Raw genomic sequence first — 20,702 nt, forward strand, 5'->3', positions numbered from 1 at the left:
GGATTGGTTTTTGATGCACGACCGCCTCTGGAACGGACTCGACCGATGTCACTGCAAATCGATTGGCTCGCACATCACATGCAACACAGCGACCGCTATGCCGAGTGGATTCATCAGCAATTTCACTACGAATATGCGCATCAGCCCTTGGCCGATTGGCAGCGTGAATTTGCTCAAGGGCAAAGCAACGGTGAATGGTCGTGCCTGATTGCTCTGGACGGCGAACGGCTGGTCGGCGGCGCAGCGTTGGCCCGCGATGATCTGGCCCATCGGCCGGATCTCGGCCCGTGGCTGGCGTGTGTATTCGTCAGCACCGAAGCGCGCGGGCAAGGCTTGGCGGAGCGTTTGATTGACGGGATTTGTCAGGAGGCGAAGGACTGCGGGTTTGCGCGCTTGTACCTGCACACGCAATCCAAGCAGGACTACTACGCCAAACGCGGCTGGCAAGTGATGGAACGCTTCCGCGCGTGGGACAGTGAACACGCGCTGATGGCCCGCGACCTCTAATACACACCCATTCCCCTGCAGGAGCTGACGAGTGACACGAGGCTGCGATCTTTTGATCTTAAAAATCAGCATCAAAATCAAAAGATCGCAGCCTCGTTTCACTCGCCAGCTCCTACACTCATTTATACCCAGTCGAGGGGGCCGCAGGGCGCAGCGAACGCCCTGCCCGAATCCCCGACCACCGCCCGGTGGCGCATGCCTCGACCGTCAACGCCGCCGGACTGTGATCCTGTTTCAGGAGCACACACAATGGACGAGGCCCGACTCAACGACTTCATGGGCAAACTGGTCAACGACATGGGCGGCGCGGCGATGCTGGCCAATGTCATCGTCGGCGAAGAGCTCGGGTTGTACCGGGCGATGGCCGACAGCCAACCAATCAGCCCCGAAGCCCTCGCCGCAAAAACCACCTGCAACCCACGTCTGGTGCGCGAATGGCTCAGCGCCCACGCGGCGTCCGGCTACATGGAGCACCTCAACGGCCAATTCCGTTTACCGGAAGAACAGGCACTGGCGCTGGCCGTGGAGGATTCGCCGGTATACGTCGCCGGCGGACTGGGCGTGGTGGCGTCGTTTTTCCACGACAAAGACAAACTGGTCAAAGCCATGCGCGGCAACGGCGCCCTGCCCTGGGGCGATCACCATCCGTGCATGTTCACCGGCACCGAGCGCTTCTTTCGGCCTGGCTATAAGGGTCACCTGATCGCCGAGTGGTTGCCGGCACTGGACGGCGTGGTCGCCAAACTGGAGGCCGGCGCTAAAGTCGCTGATGTCGGCTGCGGTCACGGCGCCTCGACGGTGATCATGGCGCAGGCGTTTCCCAATTCACGTTTCGTCGGTTTCGACTACCACGCGCCGTCGATCACCGTCGCCACTCAGCGCGCTGAAGAAGGTGGCGTCAGCAGTCGGACGACGTTTTTTCAGGGCACCGCGAAAAGTTACCCGGGCGATGACTATGACCTGATTTGCTATTTCGACTGCCTGCACGACATGGGCGACCCGGTCGGTGCTGCGCGACATGCCTACGATTCGTTGAAGGATGACGGCACGGTGCTGCTGGTCGAGCCATTCGCCAACGATACGCTGGACGACAACATCAACCCGGTCGGGCGGTTGTTTTACGCGGCGTCGACGTTTATTTGCACGCCGAATTCGTTGTCGCAGGAGGTGGGTTTGGGTCTCGGTGCGCAGGCTGGGGAATTGCGTTTGCGAAAGGTGTTTACCGAGGCAGGTTTCAGGCATTTTCGCCGTGCTACACAAACACCGTTCAACCTGATACTCGAGGCGCGTAAATAACCCAGCCAGAAAAGTCAGTGCTAACCTGCATGTCATCCTCCAGCCTTCGGAGCGCTTGCCATGCTCGACAGCCCGACCCGCGAACACCTCGACACGCTGCAACAGGCGATGGCCGATGGCGATTTTCTGGTACTGACCGGCGCCGGCATCAGCACGCCTTCGGGCATCCCCGATTACCGCGACAGCGACGGCGTGCGTCGGGGTCGGCAGCCGATGATGTATCAGGAGTTCCTCGCTGCGCCGGAATCACGCCGCCGCTACTGGGCGCGGGCGATGCTGGGTTGGCCGCGAGTGCGTCAGGCCCGGCCGAATCCTGCGCACGAGGCGCTGGCCACGTTACAAAGTCACGGGCGAATCAGCGGACTGATCACGCAAAACGTCGACACCCTGCACGATCAGGCCGGCAGTCACGATGTCATCGAACTGCACGGCAGCCTGCACCGAGTGTTGTGTCTGGATTGCGCCCAACGCAGCGAGCGCGACGCCATTCAGCAGGTGATGGAAGCGCAGAACCCGTACCTGGCCGGCGTCGATGCGGTACAGGCACCCGATGGCGATACCCTGCTCGACCCGGCGTTCGAAGCACGCTTTCAATCGCCGCGCTGCCCGCATTGCGACAGCGAACGGCTGAAACCGGATGTGGTGTTTTTCGGCGAAAACGTCGCGGCCCATACGGCGGCACGGGCGATGGCCGCAGCGGAAAGTGCTGCGGGTTTGTTGGTGGTGGGGTCGTCGTTGATGGCGTATTCGGCGTTTCGCTTGTGCCGGGTGATCGCGGATCGGGGCAAGCCGTTGATTGCGATTAACCTGGGCAAAACGCGGGCGGATGATTTGCTCGATCTGAAAATCGAAGCGTCTTGCGAACAGGTTTTGCCCCTGCTAACACAACATCTCACTCCCTGACACCGCATTTTCCCCTGTGGGAGCGGGCTTGCTCGCGAAAGCGTCCTGTCAGCCAAAATCCCCTTCACTGACACACCCCTGTAGGAGCTGCCGAAGGCTGCGATCTTTTGATCTTTAAAACCAAAATCAAAAGATCGCAGCCTTCGGCAGCTCCTACACAGGATGCGTTTCAGGCATAGTTTTCCTGCTGGAGGAGAATATCGAACAACGCCTGCGCCGCCGCCGAGCGTTCATTCCCCGGTTCCGTCAGCACGCCAATCGCCCGCTCAACCGAATCAATCAACGTCAAACAATGCGCGCCCAATTCCTGCATTTGCTCGGCACACAACGCCGGCACCGCGCTCACCCCCAACCCACTGGCCACCATGCGCCCCACCGTCGCCAGTTGATGACTCTCAAACTCCACCGGCAATTTCATACCGCGCGCTTGCAAGTGCTCTTCAAGCATCACCCGCACCGTCGAGGGTCGTTGCAAGGTAATGAACGGCTCCTGCAACAACGTTTGCCAATCGATCTCGCTAAGCCGGGCCAGCGGCGAATCCTTCGGCACCACGGCGACGAAGCGATCCATATACAGCGGCGTGAACGTCATCGAGGTGTTCTGCATCGGCTCGAACGCTACACCCAATTCCACCTGACGATCACGCACCATCTCCAGCACTTGCTCGTTGATCACGTCGTTGACCGTGACGTTGACGTTCGGATAGCGCGCACGAAACGTCTTGAGGATCGGCGGCAGCAAGTTGCCGGCAAACGACGGCATCGCCGCCAGCGTCACGCGCCCGCGTTGCAGGCTGAAGCGCTGGCGCATTTCGTCTTCGGCGTTGTCCCAATCGGCGATCAGCCGTCGCGCCAATGGCAGCAGCGATTCACCCTCCGGGGTCAGCGCGACGTTGCGTGTGTTGCGGCTGAACAGGCGCCCGCCCAAACCTTCTTCCAAAGCTTTGATGGTCAGGCTCAACGCCGATTGCGACAGGTGCAGCCGCTCGCAAGCCACGGCGAAACTGAGGCTCTGCGCCACGGCGAGAAAGGCGCGGATCTGCTTAATGGTCATAATAAAACCTCTGAGCATGAAACCCGATGCATGATCGTTCCCTCGCTCCGCGTGGGAATGCAGCCCCGTAACGCTCTGCGTCACTGGACGCGGAGCGTCCATGGAGGCGCTACCACGCGGAGCGTGGTAACGATCAGCCATAACGTGGTGATTATTGAGCTTTATCAATCAATCAACCTTAAAAATCAACTTAACAAATATATCCCCCAGCGCGACACTCCAACCATTCGGCTAGCCAGCCGCCCGCAAATAATAAAAGAGGTGCATATGGCAGGTTTCGACAAGCGCGTGAGTTCTTACGAGGAAGCCCTGGCCGGGCTTGAGGACGGCATGACCGTCATCGCCGGCGGCTTTGGTCTGTGCGGCATTCCGGAAAACCTGATCGCCGAGATCAAACGCAAGGGCACCCGCGACCTCACCGTCGTTTCCAACAACTGCGGCGTCGACGGTTTCGGCCTTGGCGTGCTGCTCACCGATCGCCAGATCAGCAAAGTCATCGCCTCCTACGTCGGCGAAAACAAGCTGTTCGAAGAGCAACTGCTCAAAGGCGAAATCGAAGTCATCCTGACCCCGCAAGGCACCCTCGCTGAAAAAATGCGCGCGGGCGGAGCCGGCATCCCGGCCTTCTTCACCGCCACCGGCGTCGGCACTCCCGTCGCCGATGGCAAGGAAGTGCGTGAGTTCAAGGGTCGCAAGTACCTGATGGAAGAGTCCATTACCGGCGACTTCGCCATCGTCAAAGGCTGGAAAGCCGACCATTTCGGTAACGTCGTTTACCGTCACACCGCGCAGAACTTCAACCCGCTGGCCGCCACCGCCGGCAAGATCACTGTGGTCGAAGTCGAAGAAATCGTCGAACCCGGCGAGCTGGATCCGACGCAGATTCACACCCCGGGCATCTACGTCGATCGGGTCATTTGCGGCACGTTCGAAAAACGCATCGAACAGCGCACCATCCGCAAATAATTCAGGCTGACGGAGAATAACAACATGGCACTTACCCGCGAACAAATGGCTCAGCGCGTCGCCCGCGAAATGCAGGACGGCTTCTACGTGAACCTCGGTATCGGCATTCCGACCCTGGTCGCCAACTACATTCCTGAAGGCATGGAAGTCATGCTGCAATCGGAAAACGGCCTGCTCGGCATGGGCCCGTTTCCGACTGAAGAAACCATCGATGCCGACATGATCAACGCCGGCAAACAGACCGTGACGGCACGCATCGGCGCGTCGATTTTCAACTCCGCCGAATCCTTCGCGATGATCCGCGGTGGCCACGTCGACCTGACCGTGCTTGGCGCGTTTGAAGTCGACGTCGAAGGCAACATCGCCTCGTGGATGATCCCTGGCAAACTGGTCAAGGGCATGGGCGGCGCGATGGATTTGGTGGCCGGAGCCGACAACATCATCGTGATCATGACCCACGCATCGAAAGATGGTGAGTCCAAGCTGCTGTCCAAATGCAGCCTGCCGCTGACCGGCGCCGGTTGCATCAAGCGTGTGCTGACCGACCTCGCCTATCTGGAAATCGAAAATGGCGCTTTTGTCCTCAAGGAACGCGCACCTGGCGTCAGCGTCGAGGAAATCGTCGCCAAAACCGCTGGTAAACTGATCGTCCCGGATCACGTACCGGAAATGCAGTTCGCTGCCGAGTGAGGAATTCGAAAATGCAAGACGTCGTCATTGTTGCCGCCACGCGTACCGCGATCGGCAGTTTCCAGGGTGCCCTGGCCAGCGTTTCTGCGGTGGATCTGGGCGCGGCGGTGATCCGCCAGTTGCTCGAACAAACCGGTCTGGACGGTGCCCAAGTTGATGAAGTGATCATGGGCCAGGTGTTGACCGCCGGCGCAGGTCAAAACCCCGCGCGTCAGTCGGCGATCAAGGCTGGCCTGCCGCACGCGGTACCGGCGCTGACCCTGAACAAAGTCTGCGGTTCGGGCCTCAAGGCCCTGCACCTCGGCGCGCAAGCAATCCGTTGCGGCGACGCGGACGTGATCATCGCCGGCGGCCAGGAAAACATGAGCCTGTCCAACTATGTAATGCCGGGCGCCCGCACCGGTCTGCGCATGGGCCACGCGCAAATCGTCGACACCATGATCAGCGATGGTCTGTGGGATGCGTTCAACGATTACCACATGGGCATCACTGCCGAGAACCTCGTCGACAAATACGAAATCAGCCGCGAGCAGCAAGACGCCTTTGCTGCCGCGTCCCAGCAGAAAGCTGCCGCCGCCATTGAGGCCGGTCGCTTTGTCGATGAAATCACGCCGATCCTGATTCCACAGCGCAAAGGCGATCCGCTGGCGTTCAAGGTCGACGAGCAGCCACGCGGCGACACCACCGCTGAATCGCTGGCGAAACTGCGTCCGGCGTTCAAAAAGGACGGCAGTGTCACCGCCGGCAACGCTTCGTCGCTGAACGACGGTGCTGCCGCTGTGATCCTGATGAGCGCGGAAAAAGCCAAAGCCTTGGGTTTGCCAGTACTGGCGAAAATCGCTGCTTACGCCAACGCCGGCGTTGACCCGGCGATCATGGGCATCGGCCCGGTATCGGCGACTCGCCGCTGCCTGGACAAGGCTGGCTGGAACATCGACCAGCTCGACCTGATCGAGGCCAACGAAGCGTTCGCTGCACAGTCGCTGGCGGTGGCCAAGGATCTGCAATGGGATCTGAGCAAGGTCAACGTCAACGGCGGCGCCATTGCGCTGGGCCACCCGATCGGCGCATCGGGCTGCCGCGTGCTGGTGACGCTGCTGCATGAAATGATCAAGCGTGATGCGAAAAAGGGTCTGGCGACCTTGTGCATTGGCGGCGGTCAGGGCGTGGCATTGGCGCTGGAACGCGCGTAAGCAAGAGTTCAACGGCAGGCGGCGGATCCACGACATCCGTTGGTTGCTGGCAACAAAAAACCCGGTGCAGCGTTGGTTGCACCGGGTCTTTTTTTGTCTGTTCAAAATCTGCGCTGAATGTTCTGGCCCCTTCGCGAGCAAGCTGGGCTCCTACAGGATCGGGTTCACACATCCAATGTAGGAGCAAGGCTTGCCCGCGATGGGGCCAGCTCAAACACCTCAAAACTCAGCCAGCCAACTGCAGGATCAACCAGGCATTCGCCCCACTGATCACCGCAAACAACCCCCACGCCAACACCCTTGTCGGCCACCGATTCACAAACGGCCCCATCAGCTGTTTGTCATTGGTCATGCGAATCAGCGGATACAGCGCAAACGGCAGCTGCAAACTCAGCACCACCTGACTCATCACCAGCAGTTTCCCCACCGCGTTATCGCCCATCAACCACACGCCAATAAACGCCGGAATCAGCGCCAGTCCGCGCGTGATCAAGCGCCGCTGCCAGCACGGAATCCGCAGATTGAGATAACCCTCCATGATCACCTGCCCGGCGATGGTGCCGGTAAAGGTCGAACTCTGCCCCGACGCCAGCAGCGCCACGCCGAATAACACGCTGGCCAGCGCGCCACCGACCAGCGGGTCGAGCAAGTGATAGGCGTCTTGAATGTCGACCACGTCGGTGTGCCCGGACTGGTGAAACGCCGCTGCCGCGAGAATCAGAATCGCCGCGTTGACCAGCAACGCCAGCGCCAGCGAACCGATGGTGTCGATGCGCGCCAGTTTCACCGCGTCCTGCTTGCTCGCCAGATCCTTGCCGATCATCCGGGTCTGCACGATCGAGGTGTGCAGGTAGAGGTTATGCGGCATCACCGTCGCGCCGAGTATGCCGATCGCCAGGTACAAAGGCGCAGCGTCGCTGATTGCCGACAGCGACGGTTTGAAGCCTTGGAAAACGTCAGGCCAGTACGGTTTGATTAGCACCAGCTCAACGAAGAAACACACGCCAATGGTCGCGACCAGCACCAACATGATCGCTTCCAGTCGGCGAAATCCACGGTTCTGCAGGGCCAGCACCAGCAGCGTGTCGAACGCGGTAAGGGCAATGCCGAAGGTCAGCGAACAACCGAGCAGCAGGTGAAACGCCAGTGCGCATCCGAGCACTTCGGCGAGGTCGGTGGCGATGATAGAAATCTCCGCCAATATCCACTGCAAGCGCGCGGTCGGTGTGCTGTAGCGTTCGCGGGACAACTGCGCCAGATCGCGGCCGGTGGCGATGCCCAGCCGCGAACACAAACATTGCACAACCATGCCCGCCAGACTCGCCAGCAACACCACGAACAACAGGCTGTAGCCGAAGCGCGAACCGGCTTCGATCGCAGTCGCCCAGTTGCCCGGATCCATGTAGCCGATCGACACCAATAGACCGGGGCCGGCGAAACGCAGTACGCGTTTGAAGAAGGGGGCGTTGGGGTCGACCGCGACACTGCCGGCCACTTCCGGCGGGCAAAACGGCGCTGTGGCGATTTTGGGCACACTGAATTTCACGCACACATCCAGAAACAAGTCGGAAAGACGCAGCTTAGACGTTTCAGCGGTTACGTTGAAGATCAAAAGATCGCAGCCTGCGGCAGCTCCTACAGGTGCGATCTTTTGATCTTCATCGACCCACGCCCAACAACTGCTCGCGCAATTCGGGACTGCGTGTGCGCGGATCCAGCCAGATGTCGAAAAACGCCCGGGCGAACTGCGGATCATCGATCTCATGCTGCAACTGTTGCCCGACAAAAAACCGCGCGCCCTGCCCCGGCAAGTACACACCAGTGATCCGCGTGCCGGCCTGCACATCGACGAAGGATTGCTGCATCTGAATCTGCCAACCGGCAAGCTGCGCCGGGCTGACACGGTGCCCTCCGAGACGTTTGATTTCGTCGACACTGGCCTTGACCAGATCATCGCGAGAAATGGTGCGGCGGTAAATCAGCTCGAGCGCGAAGGGTTGACCTTCCGCCAGCGGTCGCGCGGCACTCCACAATCGCGCGTTGTAGACATCGAAACCGAACACACTGAAATCACCGGTGCCGATGATTTGCGCACCGGGCACGGCGTCCTGCCAATTGGCCCAGGTCGGCGTGAGCAACAAGGCCCACAAGCCTATGCCGCAGCATCCACGTAACACCTTCGGTGTCCTGTTCATCGCGGCATCGACTCCGGCAAGCCCTGATAACCAGAGCATAGTCGGCTATCCGCTCAAGCACTTTGTATACAATTTTTGTACAACGATGCAGCAATCCGCGTTCGTCGATGCTAACGTGAGCGTCTCTCACTCGACGGAGCCACCTGCGTGCTGATCCTCAAACTGCTGCTGATTCCCGGTTTTCTCTTGCTGATTTCTTTGGCGGGCAAGCGCTGGGGGCCGAGCGTGGCCGGGTGGCTGTCGGGGTTGCCGGTGGTGGTCGGGCCGATTCTATTTTTCCTCGCCATCGAACAGGGGCCGCAATTTGCCGCACATTCGGCGGTGGCGGCGTTGTCGGCAATGTTCGCGATGATCGCTTTCTGCATTACCTATGCGCAGGTCGCGCAACGGGCGAACTGGCCATGGGCGCTGGCGATATCGATGACGGTCTGGGCTGTGTTGGCGCTGGTGCTGTCGCTGATTCCACCGTCGCTGCCGTTTTCGGTGGTGGCGGCGGCGGTTGCCCTGCTCGCCTCGCCTTATTTGTTTCCTGACGCGCAGCCTGTGCTGAACGGTACGGCACCGAAGTCAGACAAGTTGATCTGGCGGATGATTGCCGGCGCGGCGTTGACGCTGGTGGTGACGATGCTTGCCAGCACCGTCGGTGAACGCTGGAGCGGTTTGCTCGCGGTGTTCCCGGTGCTTGGCAGTGTGATGGCGGTGTTTTCCCAGCAGACGCGCGGGCCGGCGTTTACAGCGGCATTGCTGCGCGCGACGGCGACGGGGATGTATTCGTTTTCGGCGTTTTGTCTGGTGTCGGCGCTGACGTTGCCGAGCATGGGCTTGAGTGGGTTTGCGGTGGGTGTGGCGGTTTCAGTGGCGATGCTTGGCGTTACCCGCAAGCTGCTGGCAAAACCTCCTTCCTCTAAAACGCCCCAACCTCAAAGTTGAAACTGTCCCTGTGGTGAGGGGATTTATCCCCGTTCGGCTGCGCAACAGTCGTAAAAAAGATGGGCGCGCTGCGCACGCCAGCGGGGATAAATCCCCTCGCCACAAGGTGCATACCCGACCTCAGGAGGCGGGTTCAGACGAGCCGGGCTGGAGTGCCAGGCCTCTGCATGGGATGATCGCCCGCCTAAGCGCGACCATCCCTTGGAGATTCGAATGTCACTGTTGAGCAAAAAAGCCGTTGTCCTTTTACTCGCGGCAGTCGCCGGCCTCGGCGCCATCAACGCTCAAGCGGCCAAGGCCAAAGAAACCGCCAGCGCTGAGAAAGTCTCGATGCTCGACGGCAAGTTCACCTTCGTCCTGCCCAAAGGCTTTGTCGCCGACCCGTTGCCGACCAGCCCGACGGGCGCCAAGGGCACGATGTACACCAACCAGACGACGAAAACCGTGGTCATCGCCGCCGAAAACCTGATTCCCGAAGGCAACAACGTCAAGGACAACGACAGCGCGTTCCTCGACGGCACCGTGTCGGACTTCATCGACGCTCAGCGTAAGGCGCTGCCGGACTTCAACAAGCTCAGCGAGAAAAGTCTGACGCAGAAAGGCACCGGCCTCGGCCTGCGTCAGGTCGACAGCACCGCCACTCAAGGCGGCGGCCAGACCCGCAACACCACGTTGATGGCCGGCTCCGGCACGCACATGGCGCTGGTTCAGGTGATTTCCCGGGTCAGCGACAAGGCCGGCCACGACAAGCTGATCAAGACCATCCTCAAGGATTGAGCTGCTGCAACCAGCCGTTCAGATCCCGCAGTTCGGCCGCACTGATGCTGTGGCCAACGCCGGGATAGGCGTGAAATTGTGGTTTGTAGTCGAGCTTCTCCAGCATGGCTTTGGCTTCGGTGCCGTCGTGGTACGGCACTCGATCATCGGCAGTACCGTGGCCGATGAAGATGCTCAGCGGCAGCGGCTGTTGTTCGGCTTTGAGCTCCGCTTTCAACACCGGCAACAAGCGCCCGCTCAACGCCGCGATACCGCCAACAGCTGCCGGCGGTCGCAAGCCCACTTCGTAGGTCATCATCGCGCCCTGACTGAAACCGATCAGGTACACCTTGTCCGGGGTGGTGTGATACTTCTTCGACGCTTGCGCGACAAAATCCCGCAGTTTCTGGCCGCTGACCTTCAGATCATCGGTCTCGCCGTTGTAGGCACCTTCGCCTTTCTTGCGAAACCATTGATAACGTCCTTCGCCCAACGACAACGGAGCCTGCACTGACAGGTAGTTGTACTGCGCTGGCAGCTGGAATTTCATGCCGATCAGATCAGCTTCGTTACTGCCGTAACCGTGCAGGAAAATCACCAGCGGACGCGACTCGGCGTCGGCGTGAACCTGTTCGATGTACTTGAGCGGCAGATCGGATTGCAGCGAGGTTTGAGCCTGAACGGCGGTGGACGCCAGCAGGGTCAACAGAGCAAACGCCTTCAACATAGAGCCTTCCTTCACAGAGTGTCGGGTTCGGGGGGGAGCCTAACATTCCTCGGTGAGGGATCGAAATTCAGTGGTGTTGTTGATGGCGCCTTCGCGGGCAAGCCTTGCTCCTACAAGTTCGGCGTAGGTCTTGTGGGAGCAAGGCTTGCCCGCGAAGAGGCCGGAAAATTCCGCGAAAATTTTCAGTCGTTAGTCAATTTCCCGGTACGAAACGCTACCCGCCCCGCCACTTTCGCCTGCCAGATCCCAGGCTCCGTATAACGCCCGCGATCAATCGCAAACAACACGCCACTGGTGCCGGCGCATACGGTGGTCACGCGATCCTGCAACGGATCCACCACCTCAAACAGCGCATCGCCCTTCTCCACCCATTCACCCGCATTGCGCAGGAAACTCACCACACCGTGATGCGGCGCAAACAGATATTCGGTGCCTTCAAACGGCAGGCCTTCGCAACACTCGCTCGGCGCGGCCGGCCATTCGCCGCTGATGAAACCCTGCTCGGCAAGGAAACCCAGAATCGCCTCGCAATTGGCTTGGGCCTGATCGACGCGGGTGTCGCCCATGCTACCCAGCTCCAGCGTGGTCGCGAGGTTCGCAGCGGGAATCGCCGCATCCGGGAAGGCCCGCGCCAAACGCAACCACGGCGTCGAACAGGATTCGTCAAACGAACTGCCGCCCGAGTCCTCACACAACAACGCCACGCCCGCCTTCAAACGAGCGGCCAGCGATTGCCACTGCGGCCAGTGTTGCGGCAACGCATATAGGTGAATCGCAGCATCAAAATCACAATGCAGATCGAGGGTGATGTCGGCATCGCAAGCGTGACGCAGCAGCAAGCGGTGCATCGCTTCCAGTTGCGAAGCCGGGGCTGGCAGCTTATCGAACACCTGAAGCATCGTCTGACGGATCAGCGCGACGTTGGCCTCGGCATCGGCGCCAAGACGCTCGCCGATCATCGCCGCGACCGGCGCGCTCAGTTCAACGAACGCGCGGTTGAAATTCTTGCCGCTGCCCAGCTCGAAGCGGCCCATGTGCGCACCTTGCAGGTGCTGATCGAGCCCGATCGGGTTGGCCACCGGCACCAGCTCGATTACGCCTTGCAGGCGACCTTGCTGTTCAAGTTCATTGAGGCGTTGCTTGAGTTCCCACGCGGTGCGCATGCCCGGCAGTTCATCGGCGTGCAGGCTGGCCTGGATGTACACCTTGCGCGTGCCTGCGCCGTAGCGAAACACGCTGAGGGAGCGCTCGCTGCCCAAGTGGCTCCAGGGCAGAACATGATCGATGCGTTGCATGGGAAAACTCCGATGTTTCTGTAGGAGCTGCCGCAGGCTGCGATCTTTTGATACTCAAAAACAAGATCAAAAGATCGCAGCCTGCGGCAGCTCCTACATTAGAAATGTGTGGTGCAGGATAAATCATGGGCGCAAAAAAAGTGGCCACCGCGCAAACGGGGCCACTTTTTTCTTACGGCGTATTAATGACCGTAAACATCAAAGTCGAAGTACTTGTCCTGGACTTTCTTGTACTCGCCATTGGCGCGGATTTCGGTGATGGCTTTGTTGAATTGCTCAGCCAGGGCGGTATCGCCCTTGCGCACGGCAATGCCAGCGCCGCCGCCGAAGTACTTGGCGTCTTCGTAGGTCGGGCCAACGAATTCAAAACCTTTGCCGGCATCGGTTTTCAGGAAACCGTCGCTGAGGTTGACCGAGTCGGCCAGCATCGCGTCAAGACGACCAGAAACGATGTCGAGGTTGGCCTCCTGCTGCGAGCCGTAACGCACCAGGTCGATCCCGGCCGGCACCAGCACTTCAGTGGCGTAACGGTCATGGGTGCTGGCACGCAGCACGCCGACTTTCTTGCCTTTGAGCTCGGTCAGCGGATCCTTGACGCCGGAGCCTTCCTTCATCACGAAGCGGGCCGGGGTGTGGTAGTACTTGATGGTGAAATCGACGTTCTTCTTGCGGTCGTCGGTGATGGTCATCGACGACAGAATCGCATCAATCTTCTTCACTTTCAGCGCCGGGATCAGGCCATCGAACTCTTGCTCAACCCACGTACATTTAACTTTCATCTGCGCGCACAGCGCATCGCCGATGTCCACGTCGAAACCGGTGAGTTTGCCGTCAGGGGTTTTCATCGAGAATGGCGGGTAACCGGCTTCGATACCGATGCGGATCGGTTTGGCGTCTTCGGCCACAGCGGTCAGGGACAACATCGACAGTGCCAGGGCACCGAACATCACTAGCTTCTTCATTTATAACTCCTGTGTGCGGAGGCTTTTATTGGCAGCTTTCGATTCAGCGTTCGGTCATGGCCATTTAGCAGCAAAAACCGAAGAGGCCGGCAGTCTATGGCGGCGCGCACAGGGTAAATTGTGTTTAAGCGACAAATACTTACAGAAGATCGGCGAGTCGATTGACCGAGATCAAAGGCTGCGCCGTCGTGGTGCGGAGGCTGTAGGACAAGTCCTTTTTCAGAGCAGAAATCTCACAAATTCCCTGTAGGAGCTGCCGAAGGCTGCGATCTTTTGATCTGGTTTTTTTAGAAGCAGGATCAAAAGATCGCAGCCTTCGGCAGCTCCTACATTGGATATTTAGCAGGCGCAGTTGATGGGGGTGTTGGCGGGTTGCGCCACGCTTAGTGCAAACCCTTCATCCAGCCAACCCGTCACGCCGCCGATCATTTCCTTGACCGGGTAGCCCAACGCCGCCAGTTTCACCGCGGCCTTATTGGCGCCGTTGCAATGCGGGCCGGCGCAATACACCACAAACAATGTGTTGCTCGGGTAGCCCGCCAAACCCTGAGCCGTCAGCAGCCGTGTCGGAATGTTGATCGCCCCCGCCACATGCCCGCGCTCAAAGGCCAGCGGCCCACGCACGTCGACCAGCACAAAATCGATCTCCCCCGCCTCTTGGCTGCTGAACACGTCGGAACAATCGGTTTCGAAGGTCAGACGGTTGCTGAAATGCATCAAGGCAATCGCCGAGGGTGCGGCAGGAATGTCGCGAACCAGGCTGGTCATGGGTATTGCTCCTACGTCTGATGGGGTGTGAACAGACTTTATCGAGCCGGCGCAAATCGCTACAGTGGCGCACAAGACACTCACCGGGAATTTTCCGCCAAATGCCTACTTCACCAGGACTGGTCGCGATTCTGGCCTACGACGGCCTCTGTACCTTCGAGTTCGGCATCGCCGTGGAGATTTTCGGACTGGCGCGGCCGGAGTTCGAATTCCCGTGGTACGAGCACGCGATTGCCGCCGTCGATCAAGGCCCGATGCGTGCAATGGGCGGGATTCAAGTGCTGGCCGATGGTGGCCTGGAGCTGCTCGCCGAGGCGCGCACCATCATCATTCCCGGTTGGCGCGACCGCAATGCAGCGGTGCCGCCGGCCCTGATCGAGGCGTTGCGTCAGGCTCACGCACGCGGTGCGCGACTGCTGTCGATCTGCTCTGGCGTGTTTGTGCTGGCGGCCACTGGCTTGCTCGACGGCCACGGCGCCACCACGCATTGGCGCTACACCACGGAACTGGCGCAGCGCTTTCCGGCGATTGAAGTCGATCCGGACGTGCTTTACGTCGACTCCGGCCAGTTGATCACCTCGGCGGGCAGTGCGGCAGGGATCGATGCCTGCCTGCATTTGGTGGCGCGGGACTTTGGTACTCAGGTCGCCAATTCGGTGGCGAGAAGATTGGTGATGTCGCCGCAGCGCACCGGTGGTCAGGCGCAATTCATTCCAACGCCGGTCAGCGCAACGCCACGCAATGATTTGTCACGGGTGATGCAATGGGCGCGCGAGCGTTTGCATGAGCCGCTGGAAGTGGGTGATCTGGCCAGCGAAGCGGCGATGAGTGAGCGCACGTTTCTGCGGCGTTTTACCGAGGCCAGTGGGCAGTCGCCGAAGGCGTGGTTGCAGCATGAACGGCTGGCGCGGGCGCGGGAGTTGCTTGAGAGTACGCCGCACAATACCGATCAGATTGCGTTGCGCTGCGGGTATCGATCGGTGGAGAGCTTTCGCGTGGCGTTTCGCAGCGTGGTCGGGGTGCCGCCGTCGGTGTATCGGGAGCGGTTTGGGCATGGGGTCAATGCCAGTTCTTGAGGTGTTTTTGAATATGCCTTCGCGGGCAAGCCTTGCTCCTACAAGGATCACCGCGATCCCTTGTAGGAGCAAGGCTTGCCCGCGAAGAGGCCCGCCCGACCAGCGAAGACCTAAGGCTTGCGCAACAAATAGGTATCCATAATCCACCCATGCTCAGCCCGCGCCGCCTTGCGCACGCGCTCTATCTCGTCAGCCACTTCCCCCAACTTGCCGCTGATCAAAATTTCATCCGGCGTGCCCAGATAAGCGCCCCAGTAAATCTGCGTCTGTGGATCCGCCACATGATGGTAGGAATCTTCCGCATCAAGCATCACCACCAGACTGTCAGTGTCACTCACCTTCCCCGCCGCCAAACGCCGGCCGGTGGTGATTTCGATGGAGCGCCCGATGGTGTTCAACGGCACCTTGTGCTGCGCCGCCAGCGCCTGAACGCTGGTGATGCCCGGAATCACCTCAAATTCGAACTCGCAGCGGCCCTCGGCCAGAATCGATTGCAGAATACGCACGGTGCTGTCGTACAACGCCGGATCGCCCCAGACGAGGAAACCGCCACATTGGCCGTCGGATAATTCTTCATTGATCATCCGTTCGAAGGTCTGCTGCTTGGCCTGGTTCAAATCCACCACTGCCGAGGTGTAATCGACGTCGCCACGCTCGCGTTCCGGGCAATGCGCTTCGGCGAAGCGGTAGTCGGGATCGGTAATGTAGCGATCGCAGATCTCCCGGCGCAGGTCGATCAGCTTGTCCTTGCTCTGGCCCTTGTCCATCAGGAAGAACACGTCGACCTGATTCAGCGCTTTCACCGCTTGCATGGTGATGTAGTCGGGATTGCCGGCGCCGATGCCGATGACCAATAGTTGTTTCATCAAAATCTTTCCTCAAGGTCGATACCCGGCAAACGCAAACGCCAGATACCGTTAAATCGTAATTCGACCGCCGCCAGCGGTTCGACGTCTATCGCGTTGAAGGCTGCGCCCTGCACCACCTGCATCAGCGCCGCGCGCACGATGTAGGGGTGAGTCACCGCGACGATATGGCCAGGCGTCGCTTTCAATTCGTCCAGCCATTTCGCCATACGCACAGAGACCTCAACCACCGATTCGCCGCCATGCGGTGCGGCACTCGGGTCTGCCAGCCAGGTTTGCAGCGCTTCGCCTTCCTTATGTTGCAGCTCCTTGATCGACTGACCGTGCCAGCGACCCCAATCGCAATCGCGCAGTGCCTCGTCGATCTGCGCGTTTGCGCCAAACCACGCAGCGGTCTGCTGTGTGCGTAATTCCGGCCCGCACAGAATACGGGACGCCGTGGCATATCGATCAGCCAGCAAGTCGGACGCCGCCAGCGGATTTTCAACAGGTTCGTTTGTAGGAAAACACGCCAATTTCTGTGCGACGGTTCGAGCATGGCAAATCAGAGTCAACCGGGTGGTTTGCACAGGGGATCACTCACTCGAAGGGTCTGAAATGGACTAATGCAATCTTCGCGGGCGGCAATTGTGCCGTAAACAGGGGCTTAGCGGGCAACTCGCTGTTCAGGCAGTGACGATCCGCGTCAGCAAATATCGGTAATGTCTGACACAACAATGGGCAATGGACTACAAGCCAAGTCGACCACCGCGTAGACCCTGTTACACGGGCGTTTCGTACCTGTTTCACAGCTTGGCCAACCCACGAAAAATTCGCTAGACATGTAAGCTCAGTTACATAAATACTGTTTTGGCGAATTGTGAAGCAAATTCGACAAACCCATCCAGCAGGAGCCCGGATGCCCCCTCTCAGAGACCTGATCACCGATCCCGGCCTGGATCTTACGCCGTCGGAGCGCAAAGTCGTTCGCGCCTTGCTCGATCAGTACCCGCGCAATGGTCTGGGGCCGATGGCACGTCTGGCCGATCATGCCGGCGTCAGTGATCCGACCATCGTCCGTCTGGTGAAAAAACTCGGGTTTGGCAGTTACGCCGAATTCCAGGACGCCCTCCTCAGCGACATGGATCATCGCCTGCGCTCACCGCGCACGCTGTTGCAGCCTCGCGCACAGCAAAACAAGGACGACGCCTGGAGCCATTACCTGGCCGACAGCCATCGATTGCTGGTCGAAACCCAATCGCTGACCCAACCCGAAGACGTGCGCATCCTGACCGACTGGCTGCTCGACGCGCGGCATCAGGTGTATTGCTTTGGCGGCCGTTTCAGCAGCCTGATGGCGACTTACCTGCTCAATCACTTGCGTCTGCTGCGCCCCGGCTGCTTTGCGCTGGAAGACAACGCGCAATTGCCCGACAGGCTGTTCGACCTGCAACGTCAGGACGTCGTCCTGCTGTTCGACTATCGCCGCTATCAGACGCAAGCGCTGCGCGTGGCCACCGCTGCGAAAACCAACAACGCACGGGTGGTGCTGCTCACCGACATTTATGCCTCGCCGCTGCGCGAACTGGCCGACTTGATCATCAGCGCCCCGGTCGAATCAGCCTCGCCGTTCGACACCATGGTGCCGGCGCTGGCCCAGGTCGAGGCGCTGATCGCCTGCCTGACCTTACGCACTGACAACCTCGCCGATCGCCTGGACGGCATCGACGCTTTGCGCAACGACTTCGCCACCCACTTGCTGGAGGATAAATAAGGATGTTCAGCCTTCCCCACCGCTCGCCGCGGGACTTGCCATTTGTCACCGACCACACCGCGCTGTTGCTGGTGGACATGCAGCGTGCCTGGCTCGAACCGCAGTTCGATCCGCACCTCAACGATCCGGACGCCGAGTACTTCCTGACCCGAACGCATATGCAGGTGGTGCCCAATCAACGGCGCTTGCTCAGTGCCTTTCGTGAAGCGCAGCAGAACGTGCTGCACACCATTATCGAAAGCCTCACCGCCGATGGTCGCGACCGTTCACTTGACCACAAACTTTCGGACATGCACCTGCCCAAGGGCAGCGTGCAGGCGCGGATCATCGAAGACCTGACGCCGGTAGAAAACGAAATCGTTCTGCCGAAAACTTCGTCCGGCGTGTTCAACTCGACCAACATCGACTACGTGCTGCGCAACCTCGAAACCCGCCACCTGATCATCACCGGCATCGTCACCGATCAATGCGTCGACATGGCCGTGCGCGATGCTGCCGATCGCGGTTATCTGGTCACGCTGGTCGAAGACGCCTGCGCCACTTACAGCGCCGAACGGCACAACGCCTGCCTGAACGCGATCAAAGGTTATTGCTGGATCACCGACACCCAAACCGTACTCGGCCGGTTGCAGGAGATGCAGCCATGAGTGCGCGCCTGACGCCGCTGCCGATGACCACCATCGTCACCACTGACTTGATCGGCATCACCCGTGGCCGCTCGTTTCCCACCGATGAGCTTGAGCATTATCAAGCGGCGGGTTGCGGCTGGGTGCCGGCCAACAGTGCGTTGACGCCACAGGACATCATCGCCTCGACCAATCCATGGGGCGCTTATGGCGACTTGCGGCTGATCCCGGATCTGAGCAGCCGCGTCACCGTCAGCAATGGCCCGGACACGAGTGCGCCAGCGCTGGACTTCATTCACGGCGATATCCGCGAGACCGATGGTCGCCCGTGGGGCGCCTGCCCGCGCACATTATTGCGCGATGAAATCGAACGTTATCGCGATGAGTTGGGCTTGCAGGTCAACGCCGCGTTTGAACACGAATTCAACCTTCACGCAGGTGTAGCCGAACACTTGGCGTTCTCCCTCGAAGCCCAGCGTCAAGGTGCCGAATTCGGTGGCTGGTTACTCAGCGCGCTGCGTGCTGGCGGCGTCGAGCCGGAAATGTTCCTGCCCGAATACGGCAAGCATCAATACGAAATCACCTGCCGTCCGACGCTCGGCGTAGCGGCCGCAGACCGCGCGGTCAACGTGCGCGAGATCACCCGGGAGATCGCCCGGCAAATGGGCCTCGACCTGAGTTTCGCGCCGAAGACCGCGGCGGACGCGGTGTGCAACGGCGTACATCTGCACGTCAGCCTGCTCGATCTGGGCGGTCAGCCGATGCTGTACGACGCTGGTACAAGCAACGGTCTGTCGAGCATCGGTCAGCATTGGGCCGCAGGAATCCTGCACTACTTGCCAGCGCTGTGTGCGTTCACCGCGCCAACGCCGGTTTCGTATGAGCGTTTGCAGCCACATCACTGGAGCGCGTCCTATGCCTGCCTCGGCCAACAAAACCGTGAAGCGGCGTTGCGCATCTGCCCGACCGTGACTCTCGGCGGCAAATCCGTGGCCCACCAGTTCAACCTCGAATTCCGCGCCATGGACGCCACTGCCTCGCCGCATCTGGCCATGGCCGCCTTGTTGATCGCCGGACGTTTGGGCATCGAACAGCGTCTGGCGCTGAACGCGATCACCGACGAAATTCCCGATTCACTCAACGACGAGCAACGCAAGGCTCGGGGCATTGTCGCCCTGCCCGCCTCGCTGGCCCAGGCACTGGATTGCCTGCGCAACAGTGCAGCCTTCAACGAATGGCTGCCCAAGCCGTTACTCGACACATACCACGCCCTTAAAACCGAGGAACTGGCGCTGACGGAACAGCTCTCGCCCGCTGACCTGTGTGAGCACTATGCACGCCTGTACTGAATCCGCCGAGCTGGGGTTGTTTACCCGACCGGTCTACAACCTGAGCCGCGCCGACTCGACGCATCCTTTGATTCTGGTGTGCGAGCACGCCAGCCGCTACATCCCCGAGGCCCTGAACAATCTGGGCCTGGATGATGCCGCCGCACGTGAACACATCGCCTGGGACATTGGCGCACTGCAACTGGCCGAGCAATTGTCGGAACAACTTGGCGCAACACTGTTGAGCGCAAACTATTCACGGTTGCTGATAGACCTGAATCGCCCACGCCATGCGCCGGACAGCATTCCGGCACAGAGCGAGATTTATCAGATTCCGGGTAACCGCGAGCTCGACGAAGCCACGCGCGAATACCGGCGTCAGACACTGTTCAAGCCGTTTCATGCACGCTTGCAGACCTTGATCGATGAACGCGTTGCAAAGGGTCAACCGGTGCGCGTGGTGGGGATTCACAGTTTCACCCCGGTGTATTACGGCCAGCCACGACCACTGGAAATTGGCGTTCTGTTCGGTCAAGCAAAGGAGTACGCGCAACGTCTGCTCGATGGCCTCGGCGAACATCCGCTGAAAGTCGCGGGCAATCAGCCGTACAAGATTGATCCACTGGGTGACATGACCGTGCCCGTACACGGCGATGCGCGGGGCCTCGACTCGGTGCTGATCGAGGTGCGCAACGATTTGCTGCGCAGCCCCGAAGCCGTATCGCGCTGGGCCGGATACCTCGCGCCATTGCTGTAACGAAAGACCGCTGAAGCTGTAAACGATGGACCGACATAACAACTAAAACGACCG

22 protein-coding genes are annotated in these 20,702 nt (G+C 60.0%); 13 read left to right on the top strand and 9 right to left on the bottom strand.

Going from position 1 to position 20,702, the window contains the following annotated elements:
• The first annotated feature begins 45 nt into the window (after positions 1-45).
• From ACP3TY_RS14670 to ACP3TY_RS14680, 3 genes are all read left to right on the top strand, one after another.
• Positions 46-507, top strand: coding sequence for a GNAT family N-acetyltransferase (locus ACP3TY_RS14670; RefSeq protein WP_426617803.1), 462 nt, complete (start codon positions 46-48; stop codon positions 505-507).
• A 249-nt stretch (positions 508-756) separates the two neighbouring features.
• Complete coding sequence (locus ACP3TY_RS14675) at positions 757-1,803, top strand: class I SAM-dependent methyltransferase (protein ID WP_426617804.1); 1,047 nt, start codon at positions 757-759, stop codon at positions 1,801-1,803.
• A 60-nt stretch (positions 1,804-1,863) separates the two neighbouring features.
• The gene (locus ACP3TY_RS14680) at positions 1,864-2,706 is read left to right on the top strand and encodes an NAD-dependent protein deacetylase (RefSeq protein WP_401239085.1); all 843 of its coding nucleotides are present in this window, start codon (positions 1,864-1,866) and stop codon (positions 2,704-2,706) included.
• 169 nt (positions 2,707-2,875) lie between these two features.
• On the opposite strand, the gene ACP3TY_RS14685 is transcribed toward ACP3TY_RS14680, so the two are convergent.
• On the bottom strand, positions 2,876-3,760 hold the full coding sequence (locus ACP3TY_RS14685) for a LysR substrate-binding domain-containing protein (RefSeq protein ID WP_426617805.1): 885 nt from the start codon (positions 3,758-3,760) through the stop codon (positions 2,876-2,878).
• Between the two features lie 267 nt (positions 3,761-4,027).
• Here ACP3TY_RS14685 and ACP3TY_RS14690 point away from each other — a divergent pair, with 267 nt between their 5' ends.
• From ACP3TY_RS14690 to ACP3TY_RS14700, 3 genes are read left to right on the top strand one after another with little or no spacing between them, the layout of a single operon-like run.
• Positions 4,028-4,726, top strand: a complete 699-nt coding sequence (locus ACP3TY_RS14690; RefSeq protein ID WP_053119263.1) for a CoA transferase subunit A — start codon at positions 4,028-4,030, stop codon at positions 4,724-4,726.
• Between the two features lie 24 nt (positions 4,727-4,750).
• A complete protein-coding gene (locus ACP3TY_RS14695; protein WP_105709018.1) occupies positions 4,751-5,416 on the top strand; it encodes a CoA transferase subunit B in 666 nt (221 codons plus the stop codon).
• A gap of 11 nt (positions 5,417-5,427) precedes the next feature.
• Positions 5,428-6,609, top strand: coding sequence for an acetyl-CoA C-acetyltransferase (locus tag ACP3TY_RS14700; RefSeq protein ID WP_212549166.1), 1,182 nt, complete (start codon positions 5,428-5,430; stop codon positions 6,607-6,609).
• 226 nt (positions 6,610-6,835) lie between these two features.
• Here ACP3TY_RS14700 and ACP3TY_RS14705 read toward each other — a convergent pair whose 3' ends face one another.
• Both ACP3TY_RS14705 and ACP3TY_RS14710 read right to left on the bottom strand, forming a co-directional pair.
• Positions 6,836-8,155 carry an Nramp family divalent metal transporter gene (locus ACP3TY_RS14705; protein ID WP_426617806.1) on the bottom strand — a complete coding sequence of 440 codons (1,320 nt, stop codon included), beginning with the start codon at positions 8,153-8,155 and terminating at the stop codon, positions 6,836-6,838.
• 112 nt (positions 8,156-8,267) lie between these two features.
• Positions 8,268-8,804, bottom strand: a complete 537-nt coding sequence (locus tag ACP3TY_RS14710; protein ID WP_426617807.1) for a chalcone isomerase family protein — start codon at positions 8,802-8,804, stop codon at positions 8,268-8,270.
• A 147-nt stretch (positions 8,805-8,951) separates the two neighbouring features.
• Between ACP3TY_RS14710 and ACP3TY_RS14715 the strand changes: the two genes are divergently transcribed.
• A complete protein-coding gene (locus ACP3TY_RS14715) occupies positions 8,952-9,734 on the top strand; it encodes a hypothetical protein (RefSeq protein ID WP_426617808.1) in 783 nt (260 codons plus the stop codon).
• Between the two features lie 213 nt (positions 9,735-9,947).
• On the top strand, positions 9,948-10,511 hold the full coding sequence (locus ACP3TY_RS14720; RefSeq protein ID WP_426617809.1) for a hypothetical protein: 564 nt from the start codon (positions 9,948-9,950) through the stop codon (positions 10,509-10,511).
• Here ACP3TY_RS14720 and ACP3TY_RS14725 read toward each other — a convergent pair.
• The 4 genes from ACP3TY_RS14725 to ACP3TY_RS14740 form a co-directional block, all read right to left on the bottom strand.
• Positions 10,501-11,217, bottom strand: a complete 717-nt coding sequence (locus tag ACP3TY_RS14725) for an alpha/beta hydrolase (RefSeq protein WP_426617810.1) — start codon at positions 11,215-11,217, stop codon at positions 10,501-10,503. The genes ACP3TY_RS14720 and ACP3TY_RS14725 overlap by 11 nt on opposite strands.
• A gap of 182 nt (positions 11,218-11,399) precedes the next feature.
• Positions 11,400-12,512, bottom strand: coding sequence for a succinylglutamate desuccinylase/aspartoacylase family protein (locus ACP3TY_RS14730; RefSeq protein WP_426617811.1), 1,113 nt, complete (start codon positions 12,510-12,512; stop codon positions 11,400-11,402).
• A gap of 182 nt (positions 12,513-12,694) precedes the next feature.
• Positions 12,695-13,474 (bottom strand): ABC transporter substrate-binding protein, encoded by a 780-nt coding sequence (locus ACP3TY_RS14735; protein ID WP_053119245.1) that lies wholly within the window; start codon positions 13,472-13,474, stop codon positions 12,695-12,697.
• A 339-nt stretch (positions 13,475-13,813) separates the two neighbouring features.
• Positions 13,814-14,242, bottom strand: coding sequence for a rhodanese-like domain-containing protein (locus tag ACP3TY_RS14740; protein WP_426617812.1), 429 nt, complete (start codon positions 14,240-14,242; stop codon positions 13,814-13,816).
• 101 nt (positions 14,243-14,343) lie between these two features.
• On the opposite strand from ACP3TY_RS14740, the gene ftrA reads away from it, so the two are divergent.
• Positions 14,344-15,318: a transcriptional regulator FtrA gene (gene ftrA / locus ACP3TY_RS14745; RefSeq protein WP_426617813.1), complete on the top strand. Its 975-nt coding sequence runs from the start codon at positions 14,344-14,346 to the stop codon at positions 15,316-15,318.
• A gap of 110 nt (positions 15,319-15,428) precedes the next feature.
• On the opposite strand, the gene cobF is transcribed toward ftrA, so the two are convergent.
• Complete coding sequence (cobF, locus tag ACP3TY_RS14750; protein WP_053119239.1) at positions 15,429-16,184, bottom strand: precorrin-6A synthase (deacetylating); 756 nt, start codon at positions 16,182-16,184, stop codon at positions 15,429-15,431.
• The gene (locus tag ACP3TY_RS14755) at positions 16,184-16,753 is read right to left on the bottom strand and encodes a histidine phosphatase family protein (RefSeq protein WP_426617814.1); all 570 of its coding nucleotides are present in this window, start codon (positions 16,751-16,753) and stop codon (positions 16,184-16,186) included. Before ACP3TY_RS14755 ends, cobF begins: the two co-directional genes overlap by 1 nt.
• Before the next feature lie 329 nt (positions 16,754-17,082).
• On the opposite strand from ACP3TY_RS14755, the gene ACP3TY_RS14760 reads away from it, so the two are divergent.
• From ACP3TY_RS14760 to ACP3TY_RS14775, 4 genes are read left to right on the top strand one after another with little or no spacing between them, the layout of a single operon-like run.
• A complete protein-coding gene (locus ACP3TY_RS14760; RefSeq protein WP_426617815.1) occupies positions 17,083-17,937 on the top strand; it encodes a MurR/RpiR family transcriptional regulator in 855 nt (284 codons plus the stop codon).
• Positions 17,938-17,939: 2 nt separating this feature from the next.
• On the top strand, positions 17,940-18,584 hold the full coding sequence (locus ACP3TY_RS14765; protein ID WP_426617816.1) for an isochorismatase family cysteine hydrolase: 645 nt from the start codon (positions 17,940-17,942) through the stop codon (positions 18,582-18,584).
• On the top strand, positions 18,581-19,912 hold the full coding sequence (locus ACP3TY_RS14770) for a glutamine synthetase (RefSeq protein ID WP_426617817.1): 1,332 nt from the start codon (positions 18,581-18,583) through the stop codon (positions 19,910-19,912). Before ACP3TY_RS14765 ends, ACP3TY_RS14770 begins: the two co-directional genes overlap by 4 nt.
• On the top strand, positions 19,896-20,648 hold the full coding sequence (locus tag ACP3TY_RS14775) for an N-formylglutamate amidohydrolase (RefSeq protein WP_426617818.1): 753 nt from the start codon (positions 19,896-19,898) through the stop codon (positions 20,646-20,648). Before ACP3TY_RS14770 ends, ACP3TY_RS14775 begins: the two co-directional genes overlap by 17 nt.
• Positions 20,649-20,702: the final 54 nt, after the last annotated feature.

It is taken from the genome of Pseudomonas rustica, assembly GCF_049959085.1.
GTDB lineage: Bacteria > Pseudomonadota > Gammaproteobacteria > Pseudomonadales > Pseudomonadaceae > Aquipseudomonas > Aquipseudomonas rustica.

Coding starts and splice junctions, on each gene's coding strand:
- ACP3TY_RS14670 (WP_426617803.1), top strand. CDS start 46: ATGTCACTGCAAATCGATTGGCTCGCACATCACATGCAACACAGCGAC.
- ACP3TY_RS14675 (WP_426617804.1), top strand. CDS start 757: ATGGACGAGGCCCGACTCAACGACTTCATGGGCAAACTGGTCAACGAC.
- ACP3TY_RS14680 (WP_401239085.1), top strand. CDS start 1,864: ATGCTCGACAGCCCGACCCGCGAACACCTCGACACGCTGCAACAGGCG.
- ACP3TY_RS14685 (WP_426617805.1), bottom strand. CDS start 3,760: ATGACCATTAAGCAGATCCGCGCCTTTCTCGCCGTGGCGCAGAGCCTC.
- ACP3TY_RS14690 (WP_053119263.1), top strand. CDS start 4,028: ATGGCAGGTTTCGACAAGCGCGTGAGTTCTTACGAGGAAGCCCTGGCC.
- ACP3TY_RS14695 (WP_105709018.1), top strand. CDS start 4,751: ATGGCACTTACCCGCGAACAAATGGCTCAGCGCGTCGCCCGCGAAATG.
- ACP3TY_RS14700 (WP_212549166.1), top strand. CDS start 5,428: ATGCAAGACGTCGTCATTGTTGCCGCCACGCGTACCGCGATCGGCAGT.
- ACP3TY_RS14710 (WP_426617807.1), bottom strand. CDS start 8,804: ATGAACAGGACACCGAAGGTGTTACGTGGATGCTGCGGCATAGGCTTG.
- ACP3TY_RS14720 (WP_426617809.1), top strand. CDS start 9,948: ATGTCACTGTTGAGCAAAAAAGCCGTTGTCCTTTTACTCGCGGCAGTC.
- ACP3TY_RS14725 (WP_426617810.1), bottom strand. CDS start 11,217: ATGTTGAAGGCGTTTGCTCTGTTGACCCTGCTGGCGTCCACCGCCGTT.
- ACP3TY_RS14730 (WP_426617811.1), bottom strand. CDS start 12,512: ATGCAACGCATCGATCATGTTCTGCCCTGGAGCCACTTGGGCAGCGAG.
- ACP3TY_RS14735 (WP_053119245.1), bottom strand. CDS start 13,474: ATGAAGAAGCTAGTGATGTTCGGTGCCCTGGCACTGTCGATGTTGTCC.
- ACP3TY_RS14740 (WP_426617812.1), bottom strand. CDS start 14,242: ATGACCAGCCTGGTTCGCGACATTCCTGCCGCACCCTCGGCGATTGCC.
- ftrA (WP_426617813.1), top strand. CDS start 14,344: ATGCCTACTTCACCAGGACTGGTCGCGATTCTGGCCTACGACGGCCTC.
- cobF (WP_053119239.1), bottom strand. CDS start 16,184: ATGAAACAACTATTGGTCATCGGCATCGGCGCCGGCAATCCCGACTAC.
- ACP3TY_RS14760 (WP_426617815.1), top strand. CDS start 17,083: ATGCCCCCTCTCAGAGACCTGATCACCGATCCCGGCCTGGATCTTACG.
- ACP3TY_RS14765 (WP_426617816.1), top strand. CDS start 17,940: ATGTTCAGCCTTCCCCACCGCTCGCCGCGGGACTTGCCATTTGTCACC.
- ACP3TY_RS14770 (WP_426617817.1), top strand. CDS start 18,581: ATGAGTGCGCGCCTGACGCCGCTGCCGATGACCACCATCGTCACCACT.
- ACP3TY_RS14775 (WP_426617818.1), top strand. CDS start 19,896: ATGCACGCCTGTACTGAATCCGCCGAGCTGGGGTTGTTTACCCGACCG.